Annotated in this window: 24 protein-coding genes; 19 read left to right on the top strand and 5 right to left on the bottom strand. The window is 45.8% G+C overall.

Annotated elements, in window-relative coordinates; all coding sequences use genetic code 11:
• Positions 1–440: 440 nt before the first annotated feature.
• The 16 genes from ACJJII_RS14945 to ACJJII_RS14870 all read left to right on the top strand — a co-directional run bounded on the left by ACJJII_RS14945 (position 441) and on the right by ACJJII_RS14870 (position 18,580).
• On the top strand, positions 441–1,058 hold the full coding sequence (locus ACJJII_RS14945) for a hypothetical protein (protein ID WP_444916730.1): 618 nt from the start codon (positions 441–443) through the stop codon (positions 1,056–1,058).
• A 185-nt stretch (positions 1,059–1,243) separates the two neighbouring features.
• Positions 1,244–2,029 (top strand): PhzF family protein, encoded by a 786-nt coding sequence (locus tag ACJJII_RS14940; RefSeq protein WP_444916729.1) that lies wholly within the window; start codon positions 1,244–1,246, stop codon positions 2,027–2,029.
• Between the two features lie 490 nt (positions 2,030–2,519).
• Positions 2,520–2,792, top strand: a complete 273-nt coding sequence (locus tag ACJJII_RS14935) for a helix-turn-helix transcriptional regulator (protein WP_413665225.1) — start codon at positions 2,520–2,522, stop codon at positions 2,790–2,792.
• A gap of 302 nt (positions 2,793–3,094) precedes the next feature.
• Complete coding sequence (locus tag ACJJII_RS14930; protein WP_444916728.1) at positions 3,095–3,394, top strand: hypothetical protein; 300 nt, start codon at positions 3,095–3,097, stop codon at positions 3,392–3,394.
• Between the two features lie 1,064 nt (positions 3,395–4,458).
• Complete coding sequence (locus tag ACJJII_RS14925; protein ID WP_444916727.1) at positions 4,459–5,067, top strand: bactofilin family protein; 609 nt, start codon at positions 4,459–4,461, stop codon at positions 5,065–5,067.
• A gap of 70 nt (positions 5,068–5,137) precedes the next feature.
• Positions 5,138–6,370 carry a class I SAM-dependent methyltransferase gene (locus tag ACJJII_RS14920; protein ID WP_444916726.1) on the top strand — a complete coding sequence of 411 codons (1,233 nt, stop codon included), beginning with the start codon at positions 5,138–5,140 and terminating at the stop codon, positions 6,368–6,370.
• The gene (locus ACJJII_RS14915; RefSeq protein ID WP_444905720.1) at positions 6,370–7,680 is read left to right on the top strand and encodes a MotA/TolQ/ExbB proton channel family protein; all 1,311 of its coding nucleotides are present in this window, start codon (positions 6,370–6,372) and stop codon (positions 7,678–7,680) included. The genes ACJJII_RS14920 and ACJJII_RS14915 overlap by 1 nt, the downstream gene beginning before the upstream one ends.
• Positions 7,673–8,374, top strand: coding sequence for an OmpA/MotB family protein (locus ACJJII_RS14910; protein ID WP_444916725.1), 702 nt, complete (start codon positions 7,673–7,675; stop codon positions 8,372–8,374). Before ACJJII_RS14915 ends, ACJJII_RS14910 begins: the two co-directional genes overlap by 8 nt.
• The gene (locus ACJJII_RS14905; protein WP_413665219.1) at positions 8,371–9,444 is read left to right on the top strand and encodes a hypothetical protein; all 1,074 of its coding nucleotides are present in this window, start codon (positions 8,371–8,373) and stop codon (positions 9,442–9,444) included. Before ACJJII_RS14910 ends, ACJJII_RS14905 begins: the two co-directional genes overlap by 4 nt.
• Before the next feature lie 813 nt (positions 9,445–10,257).
• Positions 10,258–10,983, top strand: a complete 726-nt coding sequence (locus ACJJII_RS14900) for a hypothetical protein (protein ID WP_444916724.1) — start codon at positions 10,258–10,260, stop codon at positions 10,981–10,983.
• Positions 10,984–11,546: 563 nt separating this feature from the next.
• Positions 11,547–12,698, top strand: coding sequence for a serine hydrolase domain-containing protein (locus ACJJII_RS14895; protein ID WP_444916723.1), 1,152 nt, complete (start codon positions 11,547–11,549; stop codon positions 12,696–12,698).
• Between the two features lie 542 nt (positions 12,699–13,240).
• Positions 13,241–13,693, top strand: coding sequence for a hypothetical protein (locus tag ACJJII_RS14890; RefSeq protein WP_444916722.1), 453 nt, complete (start codon positions 13,241–13,243; stop codon positions 13,691–13,693).
• Positions 13,694–13,876: 183 nt separating this feature from the next.
• Positions 13,877–14,476 (top strand): glutathione S-transferase N-terminal domain-containing protein, encoded by a 600-nt coding sequence (locus ACJJII_RS14885; protein WP_444916721.1) that lies wholly within the window; start codon positions 13,877–13,879, stop codon positions 14,474–14,476.
• A gap of 180 nt (positions 14,477–14,656) precedes the next feature.
• Positions 14,657–16,096, top strand: a complete 1,440-nt coding sequence (locus tag ACJJII_RS14880) for an alpha-amylase family protein (protein WP_444916720.1) — start codon at positions 14,657–14,659, stop codon at positions 16,094–16,096.
• A 205-nt stretch (positions 16,097–16,301) separates the two neighbouring features.
• Positions 16,302–17,186 carry an alpha/beta fold hydrolase gene (locus ACJJII_RS14875; protein WP_444916719.1) on the top strand — a complete coding sequence of 295 codons (885 nt, stop codon included), beginning with the start codon at positions 16,302–16,304 and terminating at the stop codon, positions 17,184–17,186.
• Positions 17,187–17,524: 338 nt separating this feature from the next.
• A complete protein-coding gene (locus ACJJII_RS14870) occupies positions 17,525–18,580 on the top strand; it encodes an alpha/beta hydrolase (protein ID WP_444916718.1) in 1,056 nt (351 codons plus the stop codon).
• A gap of 140 nt (positions 18,581–18,720) precedes the next feature.
• On the opposite strand, the gene ACJJII_RS14865 is transcribed toward ACJJII_RS14870, so the two are convergent.
• The 4 genes from ACJJII_RS14865 to ACJJII_RS14850 are packed head-to-tail and all read right to left on the bottom strand — an operon-like array spanning position 18,721 to position 20,821.
• Positions 18,721–19,095: a hypothetical protein gene (locus tag ACJJII_RS14865; protein ID WP_282933382.1), complete on the bottom strand. Its 375-nt coding sequence runs from the start codon at positions 19,093–19,095 to the stop codon at positions 18,721–18,723.
• Positions 19,088–19,642 (bottom strand): RNA polymerase sigma factor, encoded by a 555-nt coding sequence (locus ACJJII_RS14860; protein ID WP_444916717.1) that lies wholly within the window; start codon positions 19,640–19,642, stop codon positions 19,088–19,090. Before ACJJII_RS14860 ends, ACJJII_RS14865 begins: the two co-directional genes overlap by 8 nt.
• An 11-nt stretch (positions 19,643–19,653) precedes the next feature.
• On the bottom strand, positions 19,654–20,472 hold the full coding sequence (locus ACJJII_RS14855; protein WP_444916716.1) for a DUF6249 domain-containing protein: 819 nt from the start codon (positions 20,470–20,472) through the stop codon (positions 19,654–19,656).
• A 58-nt stretch (positions 20,473–20,530) separates the two neighbouring features.
• Positions 20,531–20,821, bottom strand: a complete 291-nt coding sequence (locus tag ACJJII_RS14850; RefSeq protein WP_444916715.1) for a hypothetical protein — start codon at positions 20,819–20,821, stop codon at positions 20,531–20,533.
• Positions 20,822–20,991: 170 nt separating this feature from the next.
• On the opposite strand from ACJJII_RS14850, the gene ACJJII_RS14845 reads away from it, so the two are divergent.
• From ACJJII_RS14845 to ACJJII_RS14835, 3 genes are all read left to right on the top strand, one after another.
• Positions 20,992–21,600: a DUF924 family protein gene (locus tag ACJJII_RS14845; RefSeq protein WP_444916714.1), complete on the top strand. Its 609-nt coding sequence runs from the start codon at positions 20,992–20,994 to the stop codon at positions 21,598–21,600.
• Positions 21,600–22,217, top strand: coding sequence for a LysE family translocator (locus ACJJII_RS14840; protein ID WP_444916713.1), 618 nt, complete (start codon positions 21,600–21,602; stop codon positions 22,215–22,217). The genes ACJJII_RS14845 and ACJJII_RS14840 overlap by 1 nt, the downstream gene beginning before the upstream one ends.
• A gap of 301 nt (positions 22,218–22,518) precedes the next feature.
• Positions 22,519–22,818 (top strand): YebG family protein, encoded by a 300-nt coding sequence (locus ACJJII_RS14835; protein ID WP_108732704.1) that lies wholly within the window; start codon positions 22,519–22,521, stop codon positions 22,816–22,818.
• An 84-nt stretch (positions 22,819–22,902) separates the two neighbouring features.
• Here the strand turns inward: ACJJII_RS14835 and ACJJII_RS14830 are convergent, their stop codons facing one another.
• Complete coding sequence (locus ACJJII_RS14830) at positions 22,903–23,298, bottom strand: MAPEG family protein (protein WP_444916712.1); 396 nt, start codon at positions 23,296–23,298, stop codon at positions 22,903–22,905.
• Between the last annotated feature and the right edge of the window lie 135 nt (positions 23,299–23,433).

The raw sequence follows: 23,433 nt of genomic DNA, 5'->3' as shown, positions 1-23,433 counted from the left end.
TCTTTCCCGGTTTGAAAGCAGCTACGAAAAGATTGGCATCCCCGCCCTGCTCATTCAAATACTCTCCGGGCTATATCTCTCATATACCCTACTGCCTGACTTATCGCAGTGGTTCAACTTCTCCAATCCAATTTCTCGCCTGGTATCCTTCAAACTGATTCTTTTGGCATGCACTTTCTTACTGGCAATTGACGCAAGGCTGCGAATCATTCCAAATCTTTCTGAAAAAAATCTCACTGCACTGGCATACCATATTATCCCAGTTACAGTGCTGTCCGTTCTCTTTGCTTTTGTTGGAATTTCATTTCGAACGGGATGGTTGTTTTAGATTGTGCCCCAGCGCACATACTGCTGAATCAGAAGGAAAAGCCAAAAACGTCCCCACTGGTTTGCTTGATCGATATACTAAGCAAAAATGGGATATGGCAGGAGTTCGGGGTTTGTCTATAGCTGAATACTATGAAGTGATTTTCGATACGCTGGAAAAAAACGAATCCATCCAAGACGGCCTTGAAAACCTTTCTTTTTGGGCTGATGGCCGAATCCCCAATTTGGCATGGCTAAAGCTGCCCACTATGCTAGGAACTGATGAACTTGACCTAGCCCAAACATGGTTCGATACAGAGCTGGCAGCTGCTGGGGACTCGCTTCCTCCTTCAGTCCTATATTTCGAACTGCGTGAATTCAGAAATAGTATAGGCCGGGAATTCCCGGATATCAGCTTAACTCTACTTCCTCAACTATTTAAAAGCAGAGAGGATTGGGTATATTCAAAATCTGATTTGGGCTCGAGATATTTGAGAAATATTGCAGCCTTGTGTAAAGGAGCTAACAAGCCGAAGTACCTAAATAGAGACGGATACATTGGTTTCAGCTTATGCTATACATCCCTCTTAGCGCGAGAACTCTGCAAAAACGAACAGCTTCTCCAATACAGTGAAGAAGCACCTATTAAGATTGTTGCTGGATTTTCTTCTGGAGACCTTCTTGAGATTATGCGCATATCCAACGGCTTGATTTATTACGAACGTCGCTTTGCGCAACTAGAGAGCCTGTAAATAATTCGCTATATTTCTGTGGACTTTGAAGGCCCGCCCTACAGGACACCCAGGTATGAGCATCCTAACTTCCCTTAGCCGTTAGATAGTTTGTATACCACAAACAAAACTGACATCAACAAGCCAACTATCACAATAATTTTATACTGACCGAAAATAGCACCTATTCCTCAAGGAAAAAACTAATGGAACTAGCAATTTATCAAGTAGATGCCTTTGCCTCCGAGGTATTTGAAGGTAATCCTGCTGCTGTGTGCCCTCTTGATAACTGGCTTGCGGATGAGACACTGCAAAAGATAGCTGAGGAAAACAACCTCTCTGAAACCGCATTCTTTGTTAAAAATGAAGATTCCTTTTCTCTGAGATGGTTTACTCCTGAGGCAGAAGTAGATTTATGTGGCCACGCCACACTCGCAGCTGCCCACGTTCTATTTACTCATTTAAGATACTCAGGCCAAACCATCCAGTTTGATACAAAAAGCGGCCCACTGTTAGTCCAGAGATCGGGAGCTGTCTATAGCATGGACTTTCCGGCTAGCATTCCGATATCCACAGAAGTACCAGATGCTCTTATTGATGGCCTCGGTGTCACTCCGCGAGAAGTTCTGTGTGCATATGATTATATAGCTGTCTTGGGTAGCGAAACCGATCTAAAATCTGTAAATCCAAATTTTATAAAACTTTCCCAGCTGGATAAACGAGGAGTTGTCATTACCGCTCCTGGGGCAAGTAACGATATTGATTTCGTTAGCCGATGCTTCTATCCAAAATTAAGGGTAAACGAAGATCCTGTGACAGGGTCAGCGCACTGTCAACTGGCACCATATTGGAGCCAACAATTTAAAAAGGATGTGCTTTTAGCTAAGCAACTCTCCAAGCGGACTGGACTAATTCACTGCGAACTGCATAGTAACAGAGTCTCTCTCAAGGGAGGCGCTGTAGATTATCTTCACGGCAGTATTAAGATTTAATAGCTTGGAGAGTTAAATTTATATAAGGAGCCTCTAAATAAATCCGTGATGCTTCTGGCTCACAGAGATATTACGGAATTGTTCAGGAGCTCCATAAGTCATCTTGCTACATGTTCTCATTGAAAGCTCTTCGACTCTGCTTAGTGGTAACCTTCCCCCAAAAAAACAGAAGAGCCACTATCCGAACCTCCAGTTACAACCTGACTCAACTCCCTAGCCTTTTACTTATCTCAAAGTGAGAACTTAGATCCTATAGATGTCTTCCCGACCCAGAATATGGATTCAGGGCAATAGTTAAAGGTTGTGCACCTCTTGTAGTACATCAGTGAATCACCTAACCTTCAACCACGCCCACCATTGACCGCAAATTGCACAGATAGTCTATTATTTGGATAAAGTCGTATAGCTGTCAGGTAGGTGTCGCAAGAACATCGTAACCAATAAGGACTGCCCCCCTGAAAATGGAGCTCAATTTTCAGAGGACAGAAGTATGGAAGTGAAAGTTAACTCAAAGAAAATTATTAAACTGAGAACAACTAGGGCTTGGAGTCAACAACAACTAGCCGATGTTGCATCATTAAGCCTTAGAACCATTCAACGGATAGAAAAAAGTGGAAATGCCTCTCAAGATTCAATAAAAGCAATATCTTCAGCATTTTCACTGAAGCCCATAGATATAATCCTTCAGGAAAACCCCAAAATATCGATGGCCAAGCAGGGCAGAAAGTATCTCACCGCAATATTGGCCCTAGGGAGCCTCTGAATAACTCCGTGATACCTCTGGCATGCAGAGCGGTTCACAATCAAGGCGCGGCTTCGCAGGAATGTCTAGACCTTTCAAGAAGTCGCAACGCGGAGTGTGAATCGCTCTGCAAGCCCCGAAGGGCGGGCCTTGAAGGCCACAGCTGCTGCGTTGCAGCTCTTGCAAAGGACTAGGCCATTCGCGGCGAGCTGCGCCTAACATCTGCAGCCTTCAAGACCCGCAGAGGCATTATGGAGTTATTCAGAGACTCCCTAGGTACGACTTTGCTCTTATATACCTCCTTATCGTCAGCTTCTCCAATAATGCTTAAGATAGATGCCAGCACCAGAAACGAGAACCTGGCCTCCGTCCGCCTCCTCAATAACGAAGGAGATGAAAGCGAAATCCAAATCGAAAACACACTTAGGTTCGAGGTATCTGCCGAACAAGTTTCTGAAAACCAAATTCGATTGCAGACAAAAATATATGAATTTGGGGCTTCTAGTGGTTACAAGCAGATAGCAAGTCCCATTCTGGTGACAGGGTTCAACCAAGCTGCAGAGGTAGAGTTTAAAACTTCAAACGGAACTCCGTTTAAAATCCAAATTACCCCTGAAATTTAGCCAGCCCAACAAGGCTGGCACCCCTGCCAACGCCACCAAAAAATATCTCTTGGGCCTACCTTTTTGTAGGTGGGACTGAGAGGTATGCGGTGAGTGACATATATCCTAGCCAAAACTGCCTGCAGCTCCACCCTGTGAAAACAGCCTTCCTGAGGACACCCAATAGTCATTGCAAATAAGTGCAGACTTACATTTAGGATAGAATTTTGAAAGCGCAAGAATGCAAGGCTCAGACATTAATCCAAATGCCAACATAAACAATTCTTTACATAGGAATACATCGCATATTGCAACAATATTTTAAGCCGTAAATCATTAGCGGATTAAAAAACAGGAAACGACGATCATCACGACCAAAAGGTGCTACAAGTCACACTTTTAGCATGCAATCCGTGCTAAATTCAGCGCATTCAAGTCGAGGTCAGCTTGATTGATTGCCAGACCGAAAACGCTGGTAAGCTCGCTGTAGGTAGTATTCCAATCATATATTGTTTTGTGCCAATAGGCTCGATACCCATCAGCAGACAATTAGAAGTATGCCCTCCACAAAAGAAAGTAAATATTTACTTACAGGTCGAGCCTGAAGCAAATAGCGGGAATATAGCGATATCAACAGCAATCGCAAAAATCGATCGTAGCTTAAGGTCAGAAGAGACTCTTCTTCACCTTGATGCAAGCACGAGAAAACGGGCATTGCAACTCTACGAGAGAGACGAAAACTGTAAAAGGACAAAGGAAGTCGTTCTTAAGGTATGTGCACAATAGGGAAAAGGCAGAGACAGGGATATTTTAGGTGACCAAAAGCACTGATAGTCTAATTTTCTTTTTTAGCAAAACACTCACAGCAAAGAAAAAAAATTGACATAAATGTAGGGACGTTTGTTTTGATAGGTATTACTCAGTATCAAAATAATCCGTACCCGCCATTAAAAAGTGCCTTATCACTTTTGAAAATTTTGATTTTCCGATTTAACAAAAACCCAACGTATCGACAACCCTGTAACCACGGTTATCGGTGCAATCGACGCAACAGCTGACTTTTCTAAACAGAGAGACTTATTTCTATGAGCACTGACAAAAGCAATGACTCCACACCATTTTTAGCGGGCATGAGCGCTGTTGAGCAGCAATCATCTCTTTCGGGCTCAGGCTCCAAGTCAGTGCTGGGTGAAGGTATTAACTTTCGTGGCGAGCTGATAGGCACCGAAGATCTGCACGTGGAAGGTACTGTTGATGGTACTGTGATCATGGTTGGCCACAATCTTTCTGTTGGCACTGGCGGTGCAGTTACTGCCAATATCCACGCAAAAAATATTGTTGTAGAGGGCACCTTGGATGGCGATGCTCTTGCCGATGAGTTGATCGAAATCCGCAACACCGCACAAGTTAATGGCAATCTGATTGCACCGAGAATCAAGCTGGACGACGGCGGTAAATTCCGTGGCTCCATGGATATGGTTGATACCGATTCCGAAATGAAAGAGCGCCACAAGGAGTTCTCTGATCGCCTGGTACACCCAGACCTGCCCGCAGCAGAAGAGAAGCCCGCAGCCCGTACTCGCGGCAGCTCTACCTACTCCTCCAGCACCACGAGCACGAGCGATTCCTCTCGCCTGTCCGACACCAGCGACTACCTCTTCGGCAAGACCGAAGAAGAAGCTGAGGAAAGCTAGGAAACCTTCTTAGTTAATCCTCAATATGGGCCCCGGCTAATGCCGGGGCTTTAGTTTTGGTGTGGGAAATATGTTGCAGCATCATTCATTTGGTATTGCTGCTTTGGTGGATGAAGTCATTCAACCAGGTAGTAAAGTTTTAGATTTGGGATGCCTTTCGTTTGGCACCACACAGCCTTTATTGGAGCGCTCCTGCCAGACATTTATCGAAGATTTACGCAGTCTGCTATTGGATACTTCTGCCCTCGATAAAGAAGTCAGGGCCGTTAAGCTTTCTGAATATCTCACCAAAAAGCCCCAACGAATCAAGCTTGATGTGGTGCTCTGCTGGGATCTATTCAACTTTATGGAGCCTGAGCTTATTACCAAGCTCATTGAGGAAATCCGACCCCACTTAAAGCCGCGTACCATTTTCCATACAATGCTGTACACCGGCACTATGCCCAAGGGGCCCGCGGATTTTAAGCGCCTTTCTGGCTTTACCTTCAATACAGAACCGCTCCACCTGGAAGAACCACTGCCCACCTATAGGTACTCATCCCTGAATTTAATGAAGACTATGGGCAACTTCTCCCTGCGCTCTTCCCTGCTACAAAGAGAGGGGATGCGTAAAGACCTTATCGAATTAATGTTTGAGTATGGCAATGTAAAATCGCCAACTTCAGTGATGGCCAGTGGATCATCAGCAGCGGTATCCGCTTTCCAAAAAAACCGCCTTACTAATATTTCGCTAACCGCTCTCGACACCGCCCTGACTCACGTCAAGCGCTCACCGGTCAGCAAAGTTCTGGATATTGGGCAAAAGGCTGGGAGAAATATGGAACACCTCCAAAGGGAGGTGGGCGAACTGTTTATTTCTGATTTTTACTCATCGCTCGCTTGGCAAACCAGCAGAAAAGTGCCATTTGAAGAAGCCGTTCAGGCCGCGTTGCGACAGGCAACTCTGCCAAAGGATCTCAATTGCATCCTCCTCTGGGACCTTCTCAACTTCTTTTCCACCGGGCAAATACAATTGATCACTAAAGCCCTCCATCAATATCTCAGTGATGGTGGCGTGATGCACTTTTTGCTATTCAAACAAAACAAGCTTCCCGTCAATTGTGGTGTATTTGAAATTCAAAAGTCGGGCCAGGTTGGAACCTATATTCACGCTTCGGGTAGTAAGCAGCCCCAGCTCCGCACGATCACCGATGTTGTGAAATCTCTACCAGAGATGAAAGTACTCAGCCAGGGAACCGGGCGAATACCCAACGGACCTTTTTATCACGAAATAACAATGCAAAAAGTTGTAAAGGATAAATAATGACCCAGTTTTTCTATCACTGGTTAACCAAGTTATCTGCGGAACAGGTTACCGACACCTTTCTTATGGTCATGCTTGCCATTGGTGCTATAGCCATAATCCTCTACCCTTTAGGCAAGTTTCCCCGCTTTGTAAAGGAAACGCCATCACTACTGACTGCCCTCGGTATTTTAGGTACTTTTATCGGTATCATTATCGGTATCTATGGATTTGATCTAAACGATATTGACACCTCAATTTCAGAACTGATGCAAGGTCTGGAAACCGCCTTTATGACCAGTATCTTGGGACTCTTCCTATCCCTGATATTGCGAACTATTTTTCAAATATTCACTAAAGAACAAGCCCCTAAAGCGACAGCAGATGACATACTGCAGGCTATTAACGGTCAGCGCGAAGATCTGGCAAAATTCCAGCGACAGATTAGTGATGAAGTCCTACAGTCACTCACTGCCGTTGTAGAAAAGTTTAATAGCGGCCTGAATGCCCAGATGGGTGAGAACCTACAGCAGTTTACCCAGCAATTAGAGGCCGTATCCCCTGCCCTGCAGGCCCTAATAGATCAGCATCAGCAGCACGCAGAACTCGCAACTATTTACCGCGACCAAACTGCAACTCTTCTCAATGAAATTAATGGTGCTCAGGAAAACCTTCTGCTGTTACACCAGCGTATTACTGAGCTGCCAGAAATTTTCAACGTGATTCCCACCCTGGTAGAGCAGCAGCGCAATCACGCAGAGCAGATATCAATCATGCTGAATGAGCAACAAGCTTCTATTGAAGTTCTACAGCAATCGATCCCCGATATTGCGCCCAAGTTTGAAGCGCTCACCCGAGGAATTGACCAAGCTCAACAGCAACTGGGGGCCCAGGTTTCCAACCTGATCTCCCTGAGTAGGACCCAGGCGGAAGTATTCGACCAAAGAACCAGTAAGGTCGTAGCCCTGGCCGATGTGGTTACCAGTATGGACCCCAACCACTTCTCTAAAGCAATTCACGAGCAGGCTACCAGTCACCGGGAATCCATGGCCGAGCTAGCTCAGCTGATCGCCAAAACTCACAACCAGATGATTACCGAATTGTCACAAGTGATTACTCGCGATCTTAGTAATGCCGATGTCAGTATCAAGCGTCAATATGAACTTCTGGATGAACGTCTGCGCGATGAAGTAGAGAGTGTTATGGCAGCGATGGGCGATGCCCTTGGCACGTTAAGCGGTGAATTCTCCAGAGACTTCCGTCAGCTCATCCAGCAAATGAAGAGAGTCGATGCGCAAGCTCAGAGAGTCACTGGAGAGGCGCATGTTTGAAAGCACGCAAGCCAGTAGTGAGCCCAGCGATAGTCAATGGATAAGCCTATCGGACATGATGGCTGGCCTGATGATGGTATTTCTCTGTATTGCCGTCTTTGTAATGCGCTCCCTTATCGACGAACGCGCCAAGATCCGCGAACTCGCAGAGTCTTACCGGGACACCCAGTTGGCCATCTATCAAACTCTGCAACAGGAATTTGCCCACGACTTAACTCGTTGGGGAGCGTCTCTGGATAAGCAAACCCTGGCCATCTCCTTTAATAACAGTGATGCCTTATTTAAAACCGGTGATTTTACCCTGAGCGACAATGCCCGCGAGATTATGTCCTCCTTTGTACCTCGCTACATCGAAGCGCTCACGCCCTATATGGATTCCATTGCCGCAATCCAAATCGAAGGGCACACAAGTTCTGAATGGGGAGATCAATCCGCACCGGAAGCGGGTTATTTCCACAACCTACGACTTTCCCAACAGCGCTCCCGAGCCGTAATGCAATATGCCCATTCATTACTGCCTTCGCAGCAAGCCGTCCTGGTACGGGCCAAGGTAGCAGCTGTCGGTTACTCCTCAGCTCGCCCAGTCTTGGATAAAAATGGGGTAGAAGATCCAGATCGTTCTCGCCGGGTAGCATTCAGGGTAGTTAGAGACTCTGAGAGCCATATCCTGCAAATCCTTGAGGAAGCTCTGTGAACCTCACAAAATTTCAACCCATTCAAAACCGTCAGGCTATCACAGCATTCCCAAGCGCCACACGAGCACTATCAGTACCTTATGTCATTAACGATGGTGATTCATTCTCAGCCGGCAAACGTCCGTTAGCACAGCGCTTGTCTGAAATGCCTGATCGAAACAGCTTAGCCAAAGCCATCCGTACTGGAATGCAACTCGATTCAAGTGATCTGGACAGCGTACCTGTGGCTTGGCGCTACCGGGGTATACCGGTTTTTTTATTTGGCCTGGAACAAAACCCGGACTCTTTTGGTCAAGTTCATATTTACCCCAAGTGCCCAATAGTGAATAACTATAAGGGTCCGGTTTGGATAAGCAGTGACTATAGCGAAGCGCGAAAGGCATTTCCCCAGGATCAACTAAAGCCATGCCCTCACTGCTTACGTCACCTTTACAGCCACAATATTCCCGATGTTGTACACAAAGACCGTTTCGGCAATGTGACCAATATCGACTGGCTGACCTATACCCGATACTTTGCCAGCAATATTTTTAAAAGACACTCTCTCATCTGGAAAAATGGCGAACGCCCCCAAAAAGTTAGTTCTGTATTCACCCCTGAAAACCCGAAATATAACTGCTCTATCTGCCAATGCGATATCAAAGCCGGTGGATGGGCACTCAACCAAGAGCTTGCAGAAAGTAGCGGCCTCCCCAAAGAGATTTGCCTACTCTGTGCAGAGAGAAGGGCCCGTGCCGTCATACTCGCACCACCCCAAGCCTCGCTAAGAGCCGCTACATTGCGCTACGAATCCCTGGCAAAGCAACTGGGTAGTGATCCTCAGGCCTCATGGATGATCGCAGAACAGGTAGTCCCCGCATCCTGGCTACCATTAATACAGAGACTCAAATCCTTAATGGGGCCACCCAAAGTCTTCCAAGTAATCGCGCCCAGGGTATTGGCCGTACTATGCTGGCCAAACCTCGGCCGCGCCATCCTTGCCGATGGCACCAAAGAGGCAAAGATACCAGCCAGTTACTCAGTTTGGAGAAAGGCTCAGATTGAGCGGGAATTAGGACTTAGCAACTAGATATATTAATGTGCTGCCTCCGGGCAGCTTATTTTTGTTACTTATCGGCCAAACTGGCAACTCTATTTCATCTTGTAGCTCTCTACATCACTAGAACAACCCAGATTAAAATCTATTCTCTTCTACCCCACCGAGAGTTAGCACCTCCTCCATTTATGGATCCAACAAAACCATTCCAAGAATCTCAAGACTTTTGACCAAAAATGTGGTTACAAATAAGCCACAAAAAAATTAAACTTTTTAGTTCGGAGTGCCGTAAAGGAATGCCGTATTAGATAATGTGATCACACTGCCCCTTCATTCTTTACACATGTAGAAGATTTTCTACTGTAGATTACTTTTTTTCACAAAAGCTATCCCTATAGAAAAGAACCAATAGAAAACCAGAAAAAACACAATTAGCCCAAAATATCTATCACAGAAGAACCGATTTTAAAGACCAAAAAATCTACCCTAGAAATCATACTTGATACGACCATCTCCAAGATTGCCAATATTAATAAAAACTACACTACAGGACATTAAAAGGGAACCTACCTCACAAAGGACACAAACCCCAGAGCAATAAACACCCCCGAAAGAAATAACTCACAAACTAAGACAAAATTTGGAAAGGTGTTGCATTTATTTCTTGAACCTAAATTTCATGAAGAGTAACTTGATTAGCAATACATGCATTACAAAAACCGAAACATGATAACTCCTGCTTTTGCAGTTGTGTCCAAGCCAAATAAAAAGGTACTACTCGACGAGAAATACACCGAGCACATTCGACGCTAAACCAGTCGTTCTACAGCAAGATGGAGATATAAAATGCCAGTAAACAATATAACCCTGCAAGACGCAAAGGCCCGTGTTCGCGCCACATTGCAAGCCGGAGGGCTAGTGATTGTCCAAGAGCCGCACAATGATGTACCTCACGGTTTCTCCTTTGCAGCTGAAGCTATAGCTGATAACAGCGATCAGCCTCACTCATTGTTCGTCGAAGCACCGCATGAAATAAAATCTGCAGGAACTCTCTCCGCTTACCCCAATAGGATAAAAGACTATTTCGCGGGTGGCGTAACTGACACTGAAACATCAACGCTATTAATCAATATAGCTACTCAGAAAAGTTGGGATATAGCCTGTGTAGATTCATGGAGAGGAAATGGAGAGTGGAAATCTTCAGAAAAACGTCAAAAGGGAATAGCAAGAAGAATTATTCACCACTTTAATATAGGCGGACGCCCAGGAGGAATAATCCCTATAGGTTCTGCGCATGTCACAGGGTTAAGAATGGGAAGAAACATGATTGGAGGCCGACGTGTTGCTCGTACTATAAGCACTCTTTCAAACCAAATCCCCGATGATCAAGCCATTAACTATCAGGGTTACTGGGGATTGGGAAGGTATATTGCCGGACGGAACTTACAAATATATAAATTCACAGCTACCGGAGATTATTCCCATATCAGTGCACCGAATGTTTCTCGAGACCTGCACATTCAATTTGTTCCTCGCGACAGAATTTTTCGAGCTCGAAATCTTGCCATCTAGAAATCCCAAAAGCTCTTGTTATTGTATTGTTTAACATTCATCTAATCCCAGATGATAAACTCAGCCATAATCCAAATGTTCATTTTCCGTCAGCAAGCACCACCTACACGAATTGCTGACGGGCTTCTCTCACAATGACGCCATTTCTAATAGATAATAAATATAGCCTTCCTAGGTCGCATATACTAAAGAATCAAATTCCAAAAGAAAGATAATTGAGAAAATGCCGTTAGCATATATTCCAGTCAACACCCTAAAGAAAGGAAATATCATTACTAAGGGATATCAAAGTTGACTTGAAATTGAACAAAGGATGTTCAGATCAATACGATGATCTGGTGGCTGTTATAATCTATAATTCTTCGAGCAGAAAGACCTCACAAAACACCTTTCTCTAGCACTTACCTGAAAATAATTATGAACAATATTTAAAACAACCACTTGGCAACAATGTACCAAAACCCTTCATTACATCGAAGCCTCAGAGTATACCAATCGACATAAAATATCTGTATAAACACAGATCCAGCACTTGCTTTAAATATTCATTCGGGCTTATTAAAATGCATATAGGATTTAATAAAACTCTACCAAGGATTCTCCTGGCAGTCACACTTCTAACGTCACCCTTTATCGCACATGCCGACGATTCGTTACAAGAGTTTCTCGAACAAATACTTACTAATTCCCGAGATAGCAACAACCTTCCAGCAGTCGGTGTACTAGTTCAAATCGATGGCGACATCGCTGCCATGGCGGTAGACGGAGTTCGCGCACAGGGCCATAATGAAATAGTAACTATCAATGACCGCTGGCACATAGGTTCTAACACCAAAGCGATTACAGCAACAATGGTAGCGCGCTTAGTCGAGCAGGGCATATTACAATTTGAGGATACACTAGCTGACTCATTTCCCTCTTTTGCAAAAGATATAGACCCCGCTTACCGTAATATTACGATCACACAATTGCTCAGTCATACTGCCGGCCTACCCCCTTTATCCAGCTGGTATGAGCTTCCTACATTAATGAAAGTAATCGAGCCGGAACACAGTATTCAAGCGCAACGCATGGCAGTCGCACGCCATTACCTCACTATACCTCCCAGCTCCGAGGCTGGCTCAGCTGAATATTCCAATCTCGGCTTTATCATTGCTGGGGCTATCGCCGAATCTCGAACAGACAAGACCTGGGAAGATCTCATCAAGGAGCAGATCTTTGTTCCACTTGGTATCAAGAATGCAGGTTTTTCAGCTCCCGGCTCTTCGACCACATTAGATCAACCTCGTGGCCACAAAAAATCCTGGCTGGGCAAGCTCATCCCGCTAGACCCTGCCGACAAAAATAGTGATAACCCACAAGTAATGGGTCCCGCAGGAACTATCAATATATCACTCCAGGATTGGACTCTTTTTGTAGAAGATCAGCTCAATGGCGTACATGGTCGCGGTAAATTGCTAAAGACTGAAACCTATCGCAAGTTACATTCACCGGTGACAGGCAATTATGCTCTCGGGTGGGGCGCAGTGTACGACTCTGAGTTATCACTTCTTGCACATACTGGCAGTAATGGATATTGGTTTACTGATGTGCGTATCATGCCCAAGCATGACATAATCTTTCTAATTGCGATAAATGCGGGGCACAAGACTGCGGAAAAGTCGATGAAAGATATCCGCAAGCACCTTACAAAACGTTTGAAACCATTTGAGTGATTCACTGGAGCAAGCGGGCTTGATTGTTCAGGTCCGCAGCAGTTTCTCACTCCCTCCTCCTATAGACGCCCACATCTTGTGGAAAATAGCAGCCGCATTAAAGGAAGTCGCCCACCTTTAAATATATTAAAATAAACATTTCTGAAAATTAATTTTATAAAACCACACCTCAGATTCTTAAACAGAATAAGCCAGCATAATTATCAACCCATACGGACACATAGTAAGATCCTATTAACAACTAGTGGGCCAGCTAAAATTTAGCAAACACCGAAATTCGATTCAAAAAGGATTTAACACAAAAATATAGAGATACCTCCTTGTAAACAATGGTGTGATTGGCCATTATTGAACTACCGCTGAGTAATAAAGCACAAGTAAGTAGCGGCCTGTGAATTAACTCTCCATATTCTGACTAGAATAGAAAAACCATCGAAACCAGACAGAAATACTAACAATACTGACGAAAACAGCTATTAAAAAGCTCCACCCTAGGCAATCAATGTTGCGCCTGGTATAACCTACAAAAATAGATAATACTCATGAAAAAGCTGGCTTTCTTTTTACTATTTTCTAGCTGTGCAAATGGAACATCTATAGAGCCTGCAACACTGGAACAGCTTCTAGAAAGCACCGATCACGTTCTACATGTTCTGGTTCAAAAGGTAGATATGACCACCTCAAGCGGAGAAATCACATTTAATCCAGATGGGAGAACCAGCCCTTTATCAGGAAATAAGATTAGGCTCCATGTTAAATTGATGCCAAATGGTGTAATTAAAAGCAACCTTGATCATGTCCCCCCGGAATTTTACGTAGAACTTTGGGAAATGTGGCACTATCAACTCGGCAATATCCAAGGGTCATCATTAGGCGAAGAATTTATTTTTCTGCTGAGAGGTCCAGACTTAAACAAGGTATATCCCCGGTATTTTATGAGAAAAACAGATGAAAAACCTAACATTATTGAACTACTGAAGAAGCTATATGACTAATTAATGCTACCTCTAAATTCACCCTTAAGTTTTCAGTCAGCATGAAAGTCTCAGTATAATGTTTAAACACTAGATTCTGTATACTCTATTCTAAATATCGCGAAGGGAGGCAACATATAGCTTCTCGGATGCCCTTGAATACCCTGCCACTTTCTCCAGCAACACCAAAAAGGAGTACATGTTTTGAAATTAATCACAGGCACTGATTCCACCTGGTCCTTAAGAGTCTGGATATGCGCCCAAATCGCAGGCCTTGACATTGAGATCAAAGCCATAGACCTCTCCAGCCCTAACTACAAAAACGAAGTACTTAAATATTCCCAAGCTGGACTTGTACCTGTATTGTTGCTTGAAGATACTTACATTCATGATTCACTAGCAATCGCTGAGTATTTTAATGAACTCTCCAAAGACATCTTGTACCCTTCATCAAATATTGAGCGAGCACAATCAAGAAGCCTATGTGCTGAACTTCACTCCGGTTTCATCGCCTTAAGAAGCAACTGCCCTTTCACTTTAGATAAAAGCAACTCCTCTCCGGATATGAACCCTGGAATTCAGGCTGAGTTAAAAAGGATTGAAGATATTTTCTCGAAAGCAAAACTGCCCTTCATGTTCGGCTCTGCTGGGGCTGTAGACGCATTTTACGCAATACTCGCTTATAGACTATATGTTTATAATATCTCATTAAGCGACAAAGCTACCAAATACCAGCAAAGTCTTTTGGAATGGCCTATCTTGCAGCAAGCAATTGACCTGGCTGCAGAGTGGAGAAACTCATAATTAAAGCTGTCACCAAATGTCGCTTTGGAACTTTCTTATCAACTCATCGACTACAAGGTTGGCTGTAGCCAGCCTTGTAGTTACAACAGCATCAACACGGCGTAAATTTGTAAGTTATTTACCTAATTTGCCATAATCACTAATAAGGCAATCAATCTTAAAGGGCCTCGGATAAGATACATGCTTATATCCAGCCTACACTTAAGTACTGAGCAAGCAAGAAGCGCCACATCTCAAACTACTTGGCTAGCCATTATCAGCCTCCTCTTAGGCGCAGCCTGTATTCAGTTAGTTATCATGCGCTTTTTTAATGGGCAAATGGCACCGGATGTCTTCGCAAGTTTATTACATCAGCTTGTACAGACTAAGGGCACACCTTCACTTGTCAAATCACTGGCCAGCCACCTTATCCCCTACTCAGCTTTTGTGACCTATACACTCCACCTGGCACTATTGCTTGCTGGGACCCTCTTGATATTGCGTGTTTTTATTGTTTTGGGCGCGACACTCATGTTTTTCGGCTTTATCTTGCTGTGGGGGTTGACTTACATGGGAGAAAACAGCTGGTACTTCGAGTTTTTGTCACCTGCGTTATTTGCCTTAATCTTGGCAGTTAGCATTTACAAGCTCCATAAAGATTCTCAATACAATTTTCGTTCTCGGCTTTTAGGCGCGGTGATAGCACCGAGAGTAAGCCTATTAACTTGGGGTTGTGCGATTGTTGTAGCATCTGCTCTCTTATTTGGGGTCTTTACTATGTCACGCAATGGTGGCGATTACGTATTCACTGTAAGCGCCCTATCCAGCATTACCATTGCCATATTATCAATAGCTTCAAAGTATTTAGACAAGTATCGAAATACTCCCCCCAAACAGGATTCAACTCCGATAGTAGGGGAAGGTTTCGGGCGCTGGATTGATCTTTTTACCTTCACCATCGGGGTAATGTTAGTCTTTCAGGTTTTTGAGGATGGGCTATTAAATTGGTTTACTGTAGAAGGGTACCGAGGTCTCATTAACTCCTATGTCGAATACGGGAATACACCGTATTGGTATCGGGGAGCCTTGGCCTGGGTAGCGGATCACGCCGAGATCTTTATGCCAACCCAGAGACTATTCGAGACCTTTGCTGCAATCTGTATGGTAATTTTAATATTTCGATTTCCAGTTGTACTGCTGGCGACCGGTCTCTTTGCCATCCTCTCTTTTACAGAATTTGGAGTTACGAATGCTTGGCCTCCCGCTCCAGGCAAGCCTCCCGCCTGGGTATTTGAACTACTGCTTACAACATTGGTTAGCTTTACCTGCGGTCTCTATTACTTACTAGATGCTATTGCGCACAAATCCTGGAAGCATTGGATATTGGGTCCCAAAATATTTGACTCAATATCAGATTTCAATAAGTGTTTTTTATTTGTTTTCTTACTTATTATCGAAGTAATTATATTTTCCTCCACGCCCATACAAGAGGAGACCAAATTCATTGCACTACACTTCTCAGCACTTTCACTTATTCCTTTATTTTTCACTATGATAATTCTGGATAAATACCGAGCAATCACACCCAATATAGATTTTTATACCAACCCAAATGGGAAAAATCATAACCAACTACCGTAAGCTCCCACCTACTTTGGCTTTAAGCAATCAACCCTATAAAACGGACGTTTGTGCAATTTATATGGCCGGCAATATTGCAGCAACAACTAATAGGAGTAATTCCACGGTACAATGTGGGCATAAGCGAATATTGGTAGCCGAAGCTCCTTCGCCTACGAACTTCCTCTAATAACGTTATAGAAATTTTATTGGGTTAATTTGCATCATGAAGACTCTTCATCTGATAATTTTATTTAGCATCCTGTCTATTTTTTCTACTTATGTGGCAGCAGAGAGAATTAAGATCGACAACACTCTCACTATCCACTACGAACAAGCGGGTAATGGCGATACGACAATCATCTTTATTCCCGGCTGGATGATGTCTACAAAGGTTTTCGAGCATCAACTTGCCCATTTCAAGGACTCCCCCCAGTATCGCGCACTAGCTTATGATCCCCGCGGCCAGGGCATGTCATCCAAGCCTGTTGAGGGCCATACTTATCAGCAACACGCTCGAGACTTAGCTGCACTGATTGACAAGCTAGGGCTTGATAGCGTGATTCTCGCGGGTTGGTCCTATGGAGTGACCGAGCAACTGGCCTATCTCAACCAGTTCGGCACTGACAAGATAAAAGCCATGATTATGATCGACACTGGCCCGGAGATTTCTGGGGCCAGCCGGGACGAGTGGGTCTGGTATCTAAATGATGATTCAGACGGATACTCGCGCTCATTCACTGAGGGGATTATTGAGGATCGCGAAAATGTGATTGCAGAGTTCGTCAAATGGATGCTTGAAAATCCCACTGCAGAAAATATTGCCTGGGTATCTAATATCGCCAATCAAACCTCTAGCAGCGTCGCCGCAATTACCAACGCTACTGGTTTTTATCTCGACTACAGCAAAGACCTTATCGGCCTTGAAGGGAAGATTCCCATGTTATATGTGGTACGAAATGAAGCTAAGGAAGTGGCTAACAAATGGATCAAAGCTAATACCCCTTCCGCCACTACCGCTTATATGGGAAAGCATATGATGTTTTGGGAGAGGCCCGATGAATTCAATGCAGTGGTCGATCAATTTCTGGAGAATATAGAAACTAAGTAGCATTCACTATTTTGTTAAACTTAGGGCAGACTGACTTCAGCCTGCCCTAAGCTTTAAGTCTGCAGGCCCTACTTCTTCGACTTACCCCCGCTCAACAAGGCATATCTCCCAGTCAAGGCACTTGACATCTAAAGGGTCAGTAAATAGATTTAAGTCATATAACAATAAATTGGCAACTTCTTCCGGCACAAACATCGGCGTACTTTGACACGAGTACCCTCTACTGAAAATACCTGACAAGTAGGCAAAAGCAGCTTTCTTCAGCCAGTTTTAGCTGGTTAATTTAACCCGAACTTTAGTGTTACACCCTAAAATAATACCTACATGGAGAGTGGAAAATGAGAGTTCTATTTTTAGCCTTGATAAGTGTTTGTTCGCTGATAGCAAATGCTTCAGATTTTATTCTCGCACAAAAGACGGAAATCAAATCAGATTTTCTTGGTGAAAACCGAACCATCTTGGTGAAACTTCCCGAACGATATAAGGATAATGACAAAGAATATCCTGTGCTCTACGTATTACATGCTCAGTGGGACATGCTTTCTACTTTGTCTACTGTCGATTTACTTGAAGGCCAAGTGCCCAATTTTATCGTGATTGGTGTAGAGGGAATGGGCAAGGAGTTGCGCCCGGATCAAGGTAAATCGACAGCATTTTCTCAGTTTCTAGCGAACGAAGTTGTGCCCTATGTCAACAAAAACTATCGAACCGCAGATTTTAGTATTTTGTCTGGGCACTCCAACTCTGGCCGCTTCGTACTGGACTACTGGCTAAACGACAAAGCACCGTTTTCACAGTACTTTGCTTTTAGCCCGTCATTAGAGGATAAATATATAACCGGGCGAGCTTCCAATTTAGCACCTAAACAACTCAAAGAGCTTTCCCCGCTGACCGTGACCATCGCTAACGAGGGGGATCATATGCAAGTCCCATTTGACGAGTTGAGCCAAACTCTCGCAAATGTACCGGGTGCAACCTTTACCTTCCAGAAATTCCCAGAGCAATCCCACAGAACGACTAAACATCACTCTATGCAATTTGCCCTTCAACACACCTTTACAGGGTGGGAACCTACTTACGAACTTAAAGTAAGCGGGTTTGATGGACTGACAAATCACTACCGTAATTTATCAGATAAATTTGGCTTCAAAGTAGTTATTCCCACCAATACCCTGCAGCGCTTGATGGCCCACCATGCCATTTCCGACTCTGAAAACGCAGCTAGCGAATTGAAACTCCATATCGCATACACCATCAAAGAAATTTCCACCGGGATCGATGCCACAATTGAGACAGCAGAATACCTGCTGAACAATGGCTATGAAGAGGCGGGGGAAACCATATTGAAAGAGATGTGCAACCAGGCTGAAGAGCACGCTCGCTGCAAAGGCTGACAAAAATCTACTCGAAGGCCAGACACACTCTTAATGTGAAGCGAGTCCACTAAAACTATAAGTAAAGCTTGCAAAGTAAAAAAGGAAGCTGCCCGCCCTATCATGATTTAGGCGCGGGCTTCCATAAAGGCAGGCTCTCGTTAGCGGCGTGCGGCGAAAATGCCACCGGTCATTACCGCTAAAGAAGATAAAAGTCCAACACCTACCAAGCTATACAAGCTAATGGATTGCTTGGCCATCTCGGCAACTACCTCACTGAAAGGGAACTGCCAGGCAATGATCCCTAATGCGGCTGCTACCGCAATGTACTGAGAGTAACTGGAACGACGCTTTGAGCGTTTAGGCTGCGCAGGGAGCGCGGCCATCACGCGGTCACAAAAACCATCGTTATCCAAATGGGGCTCATTGAACTGGAGCTGTTCACTTAGCCAGGCGTCAAACTCCCGGTCGTTGCCCTCTAATGCCATTTCACTCAAGGCGTTACCTTTCGTGTTGCGCTGTTCAAAGTTAACCATTTACCACCTCCTCACGCCAGGGTTGTAGCAAGTTACGCAGCTTGGCCCGAGCACGGTTGACATGGGATTTTACCGTACCAAGCGGCAATTTCATAATACTTGCCGCCTCCTCGTGAGAAAAGCCCCTGTGCATACACAGATGGATTGCTTGCCGTTGCGGGCCGCTCAGGGTATCCATCGCGGCAGTGAGGTCCCTAGCCATCCCTAACTGCCGAGATTCTTCAATAGTCTCATCGGCCTGAGCCCTATCCACTGCCTCTTGATCCACATCGGGCATATTCTTACGCTTGTGGCTCATGACGAGATTATAGGCGATACGGTACAGCCAGGTGCTGAAGCGGGCATCCCCCCTGAACGCCGGCAACGCCTTATAGGCCTTAATAAAGGCCTCCTGCGCCATATCGTCTGCCAGACCCTGGTCGCCATCACACAGCTGACGGAGCGAGTATCGCAGCTGAGATTGATAGCGACGAACCAGCTGGGCGTATGCCCGCTGGTCCCCGTCTTTGACGGCCCGCCTGATTAATTCCTCGTCATTGAGGTCCATACTCGCCTTTCCTACACCTGCTTATTATCGAGCTTCCAGTTCACATAGCGAGCCACACCGATAAACAGAGGGATCAAGCCGAGACTGCCTACTCCAATACCCGCAAGAGCCGAGAGGGAGAGGAATACCGCAGCGCCTATTGCAATCAGGTTGATACCGCGATCATTGGAGCTATTTGGCTCTCTCTCATCCAAAAGATCTATTAGCTCCGGGGGCACATCCCGACCATCAGCAACCATCTGGTTGATATTGCTCATTACCAGTTGTTTCTTGCGATAGCTACTGCGCGTTACCAACCAGACAATAAATACCGGCATTCCAAATACACAGAGGAGCGCTACTACTGGTACAACTGTGGTGACTCCCGATACGAGATCTTCGTTATCGTGATCGTGGTGTGAGTAGTTGTGATCCCAGTGCCTGTCCCTGCCCCGATAGTTACGGTCACCAGAAAGACTTATCCTGACATTGTCCGGTACGCTATTCAGGGTATCTTCAGTAACCTTGCCGTCTACATCCAGAATGCCCTTGCTTTTCAGCCGTTCAATAATTTCCTGGCTTAGGGGGCCGCCAAAGTCCTGCCCCAAGTCAACCCGAACCTCACTTTTCTCACCATTCTCGCCTTCGGATTTGATCGTGAGAACACCATCTTCACGCAATATACGGACGCGGGTTTCAGATTCGGAGGCCTCCACACCTGGCGGCGGCGGGGGCTCAGGGACAAATGAGTCCTCCTCCTGGGCCCAGCTGCCCATGCTTATGCTGGATGCCGCAATGGCCACCCAACAGCAGATGACTGCCTGGAATGATTGTTTATTTCTCGCTCTCATTACTTACTCTCTAATCATTTTCGTTATCAGTGGTGTAAACCGTCGTTGGGGGGGTGACCTACATCACCATCATTCGAGCCTTGGAGTAGGGGTAAGCCATTCCTCCTCGGGGCTCTTTTTCCTCAGCAATACGCACTGGAGGTAGCCGGTTAACTTCCTCACTCTTATCAGTGCACTCACCAAGCTTTTTAAGTATTTGCTGATCAATTTTCTGGGTGAGCTCTCGGTGAATCCCATCCTGGGAAAGCGTCAGCTCGGAGGCATTAACCTGACCCGCTTGCAGAGCCGCAACTACCAGAGATAGCGCGACGCAAAATTGTACCTTTTTAGTTGATCTCGCAGTAAACATTGTGATCTCCCGATTTTCCCTTGTACGCCACTATGACGATTCGGGGAGCCCAGTTGGATGCAGGTGTATAATTTTTTTTACGCCAACACTTGGAACCACCTTCTAATGGTCATCACTGGGCTAGAACGATCGGATAAACTCGGAACACAACACGGAATGAGAACTTCGATATGACAACCCCTGATGATGTCCTGGTTTTTTGGTTTGGCGGCACTGATATTCGTGGTAACTCTATTGCTGCGGAGAAGCAGAGTTTATGGTTTGCCGCTACTCCGGAAGTGGACGCCGACATCAAGGCAAGATTTGGAGCTATTGCCGAGTCAGCGCAGCGTGGAGAGCTGGACCGTTGGCGGCAAACTTTGGAAGGCGAACTCGCCTTGCTACTGGTTTGTGACCAATTATCCAGAAACATTTACCGGGGCACCCGCCAGGCATTCGCTACAGACTCCCTGGCACTGGCAATAGCGATATCATTGATTCAGCGCGGAGAGGCCCCGAATCTTGGGCTCTACCAGCAGGTATTCTTGGGCATGCCGCTAGAGCACAGCGAAGACCTCGTGACCCAGCAACACTCGGTAGACTACTTTCGGCAGTTGCAGCAAACCTTCGCAGAAGACAAAATTGCCTCGCCCTATCTCGACACTCATTATCGATACGCCCTTGCCCATCAAGAGGTCATTGAGCGATTTGGGCGCTTCCCTCACCGCAATGCGGCTTTGGGTCGCACTTCCACTCAAGCAGAAAAAGAATGGCTGGCTCAAGGGGGCGGCTTTAAATAATGGATTTACTCAGTTGGTTATCTCTCGCGGGGATCTGTGCCCTCGGCGCTATGTCTCCGGGACCGAGTCTTCTTATCGTCTTACGCAGCGCCTCCTCAGGCCTACAGCAAGGCCTGGCCAGTGCTATTGCTCACGGAGCCGGGGTCGCTATATACGCAATTCTTACCGCATTTGGCCTGGCGGTGCTGATTACTAGCTCTCCTCTTCTATTTAACATTCTGCAGTGGGCCGGTGCAGCAATGCTGGTCTACCTGGGCTGGAAAGCCCTAAGTGCACCCGCACCGGGTACCAGTACTGCAACCGTACAACCTCCACACCAAAGCCTGAAGCGCTCTATTGCTCAAGGTTTTGGTGTTGCCTTCTTCAACCCCAAGATCGCCGTATTTTTCACCGCCCTATTCAGCCAGTTTGTGTCAGAACAGCAAGCCCTGAGCACCAAGCTGGGCATGGCGGCGCTGGTTTCAGGAGTGGATGCAGTTTGGTACTGCATCGTTGCCCTGGCGGTTCACGCCAGCCGTAAACGCCAGCTGGTCAGCAAACATATTGGCCATCGTATCCAACAGGTTTTCGGGATCTTACTGATAGGACTGGCAGCCCGGCTGATCCTTAGCATCTAAAGCCACAGGCCTGCAGAAACCTTCACTATCTCAGTTTCACCACATCCCAATAAAAAACAGGCCCGCAAGCGGGCCTGTTAAATGATGTGAAGACAACCAGTCGCCCCGGGGGGAATGCGTCTGGCTGTTTGCACATTATGACAGGGTTCACGCTTAATGGCGGACCAATCATCGCACCTGCTGGTCTTTTGACCGCATAGGGCCCTTTCTTCACCCCATCGTTGACACTGAATATTTATACAGTTAGGGTAGCGGCATACAAACTAAGTGGACAGTCTAATAGACGATTGGGAGGCACACGATGGCCGTAGTAGCTGTTTGGAAATGCGATAGAGACGGAGCAATGTTCGACAACAAAAAAGACGCTGAAGAACACGATAAGATGCTGGAGCTCGCAGCTAATATCACGTCGCTGATTGAGCGCCACATCGACAGCATTGATGAGCAAGTGGGCGAAGAGATCGGCCTGCTGTTGGCCAAACGCCGCGATGCCCTGGCTAAAGCCTGTAAAGGGAAGCCTGAAGTACTACTCGAAGAAGACGAAAACATGGTGCAGGAGAGCGAAGATGATCGCGTAACTCCGCTCGCCGCCAATCAGTAAACGCTTATAGATTCATCCCTGTACTCTGCCCGGTTCTACCGGGCTTTTTTGCGTGGGGCTCATACTGAGCCTCACCAATAAACTTCAAAGATTAATTATGGCATTAACAATGTTAATGACCGCTAACACAACGATAACGACCCAGCTGATTAAAGTTCCCCAGAAGCGCCCAAAGTGCAGCCCGCCTTTGCCCTTGGTCAGTCCATAGGCATGAAATACCCGTGAGATAAAAAAGAGCGCCCCGAAGAGGTGTAACCACAGTGCAGGCAAACCGCCCAACTCTGCAGCCAGCAACAGAAGCAACGCTATCGGAGTGTACTCAATCGCATTAGCGTGAACTCGCACCCTAATCTCATTGAAACGATCATCTCCGGTTCCAATTCCCACTTTCTTTGTGCGACGAAACTCGACTACCCTGAATGCCAAGTAAATAATCAGAAGCGCACAGAGGCCGGTGTAGAGTGCTGTGATATTCGCCATGTTTTTTCCTTGTTCTTATCAATCTGGCCAGGGAATATATCCCCGAAAGCAAGTATTCCGCCACACAAATCCTGTACAAGCCAATGGACCTTTCAGATCAATAGGCGGAAAAAGAAAAGCGGGCTAGAAGCCCGC

The organism is Microbulbifer maximicatervae (SeqCode) (genome assembly GCF_052467825.1).
Note: the sequence above shows the minus strand (reverse complement) of the source record. Positions and strands in the feature narration are given on the sequence as shown.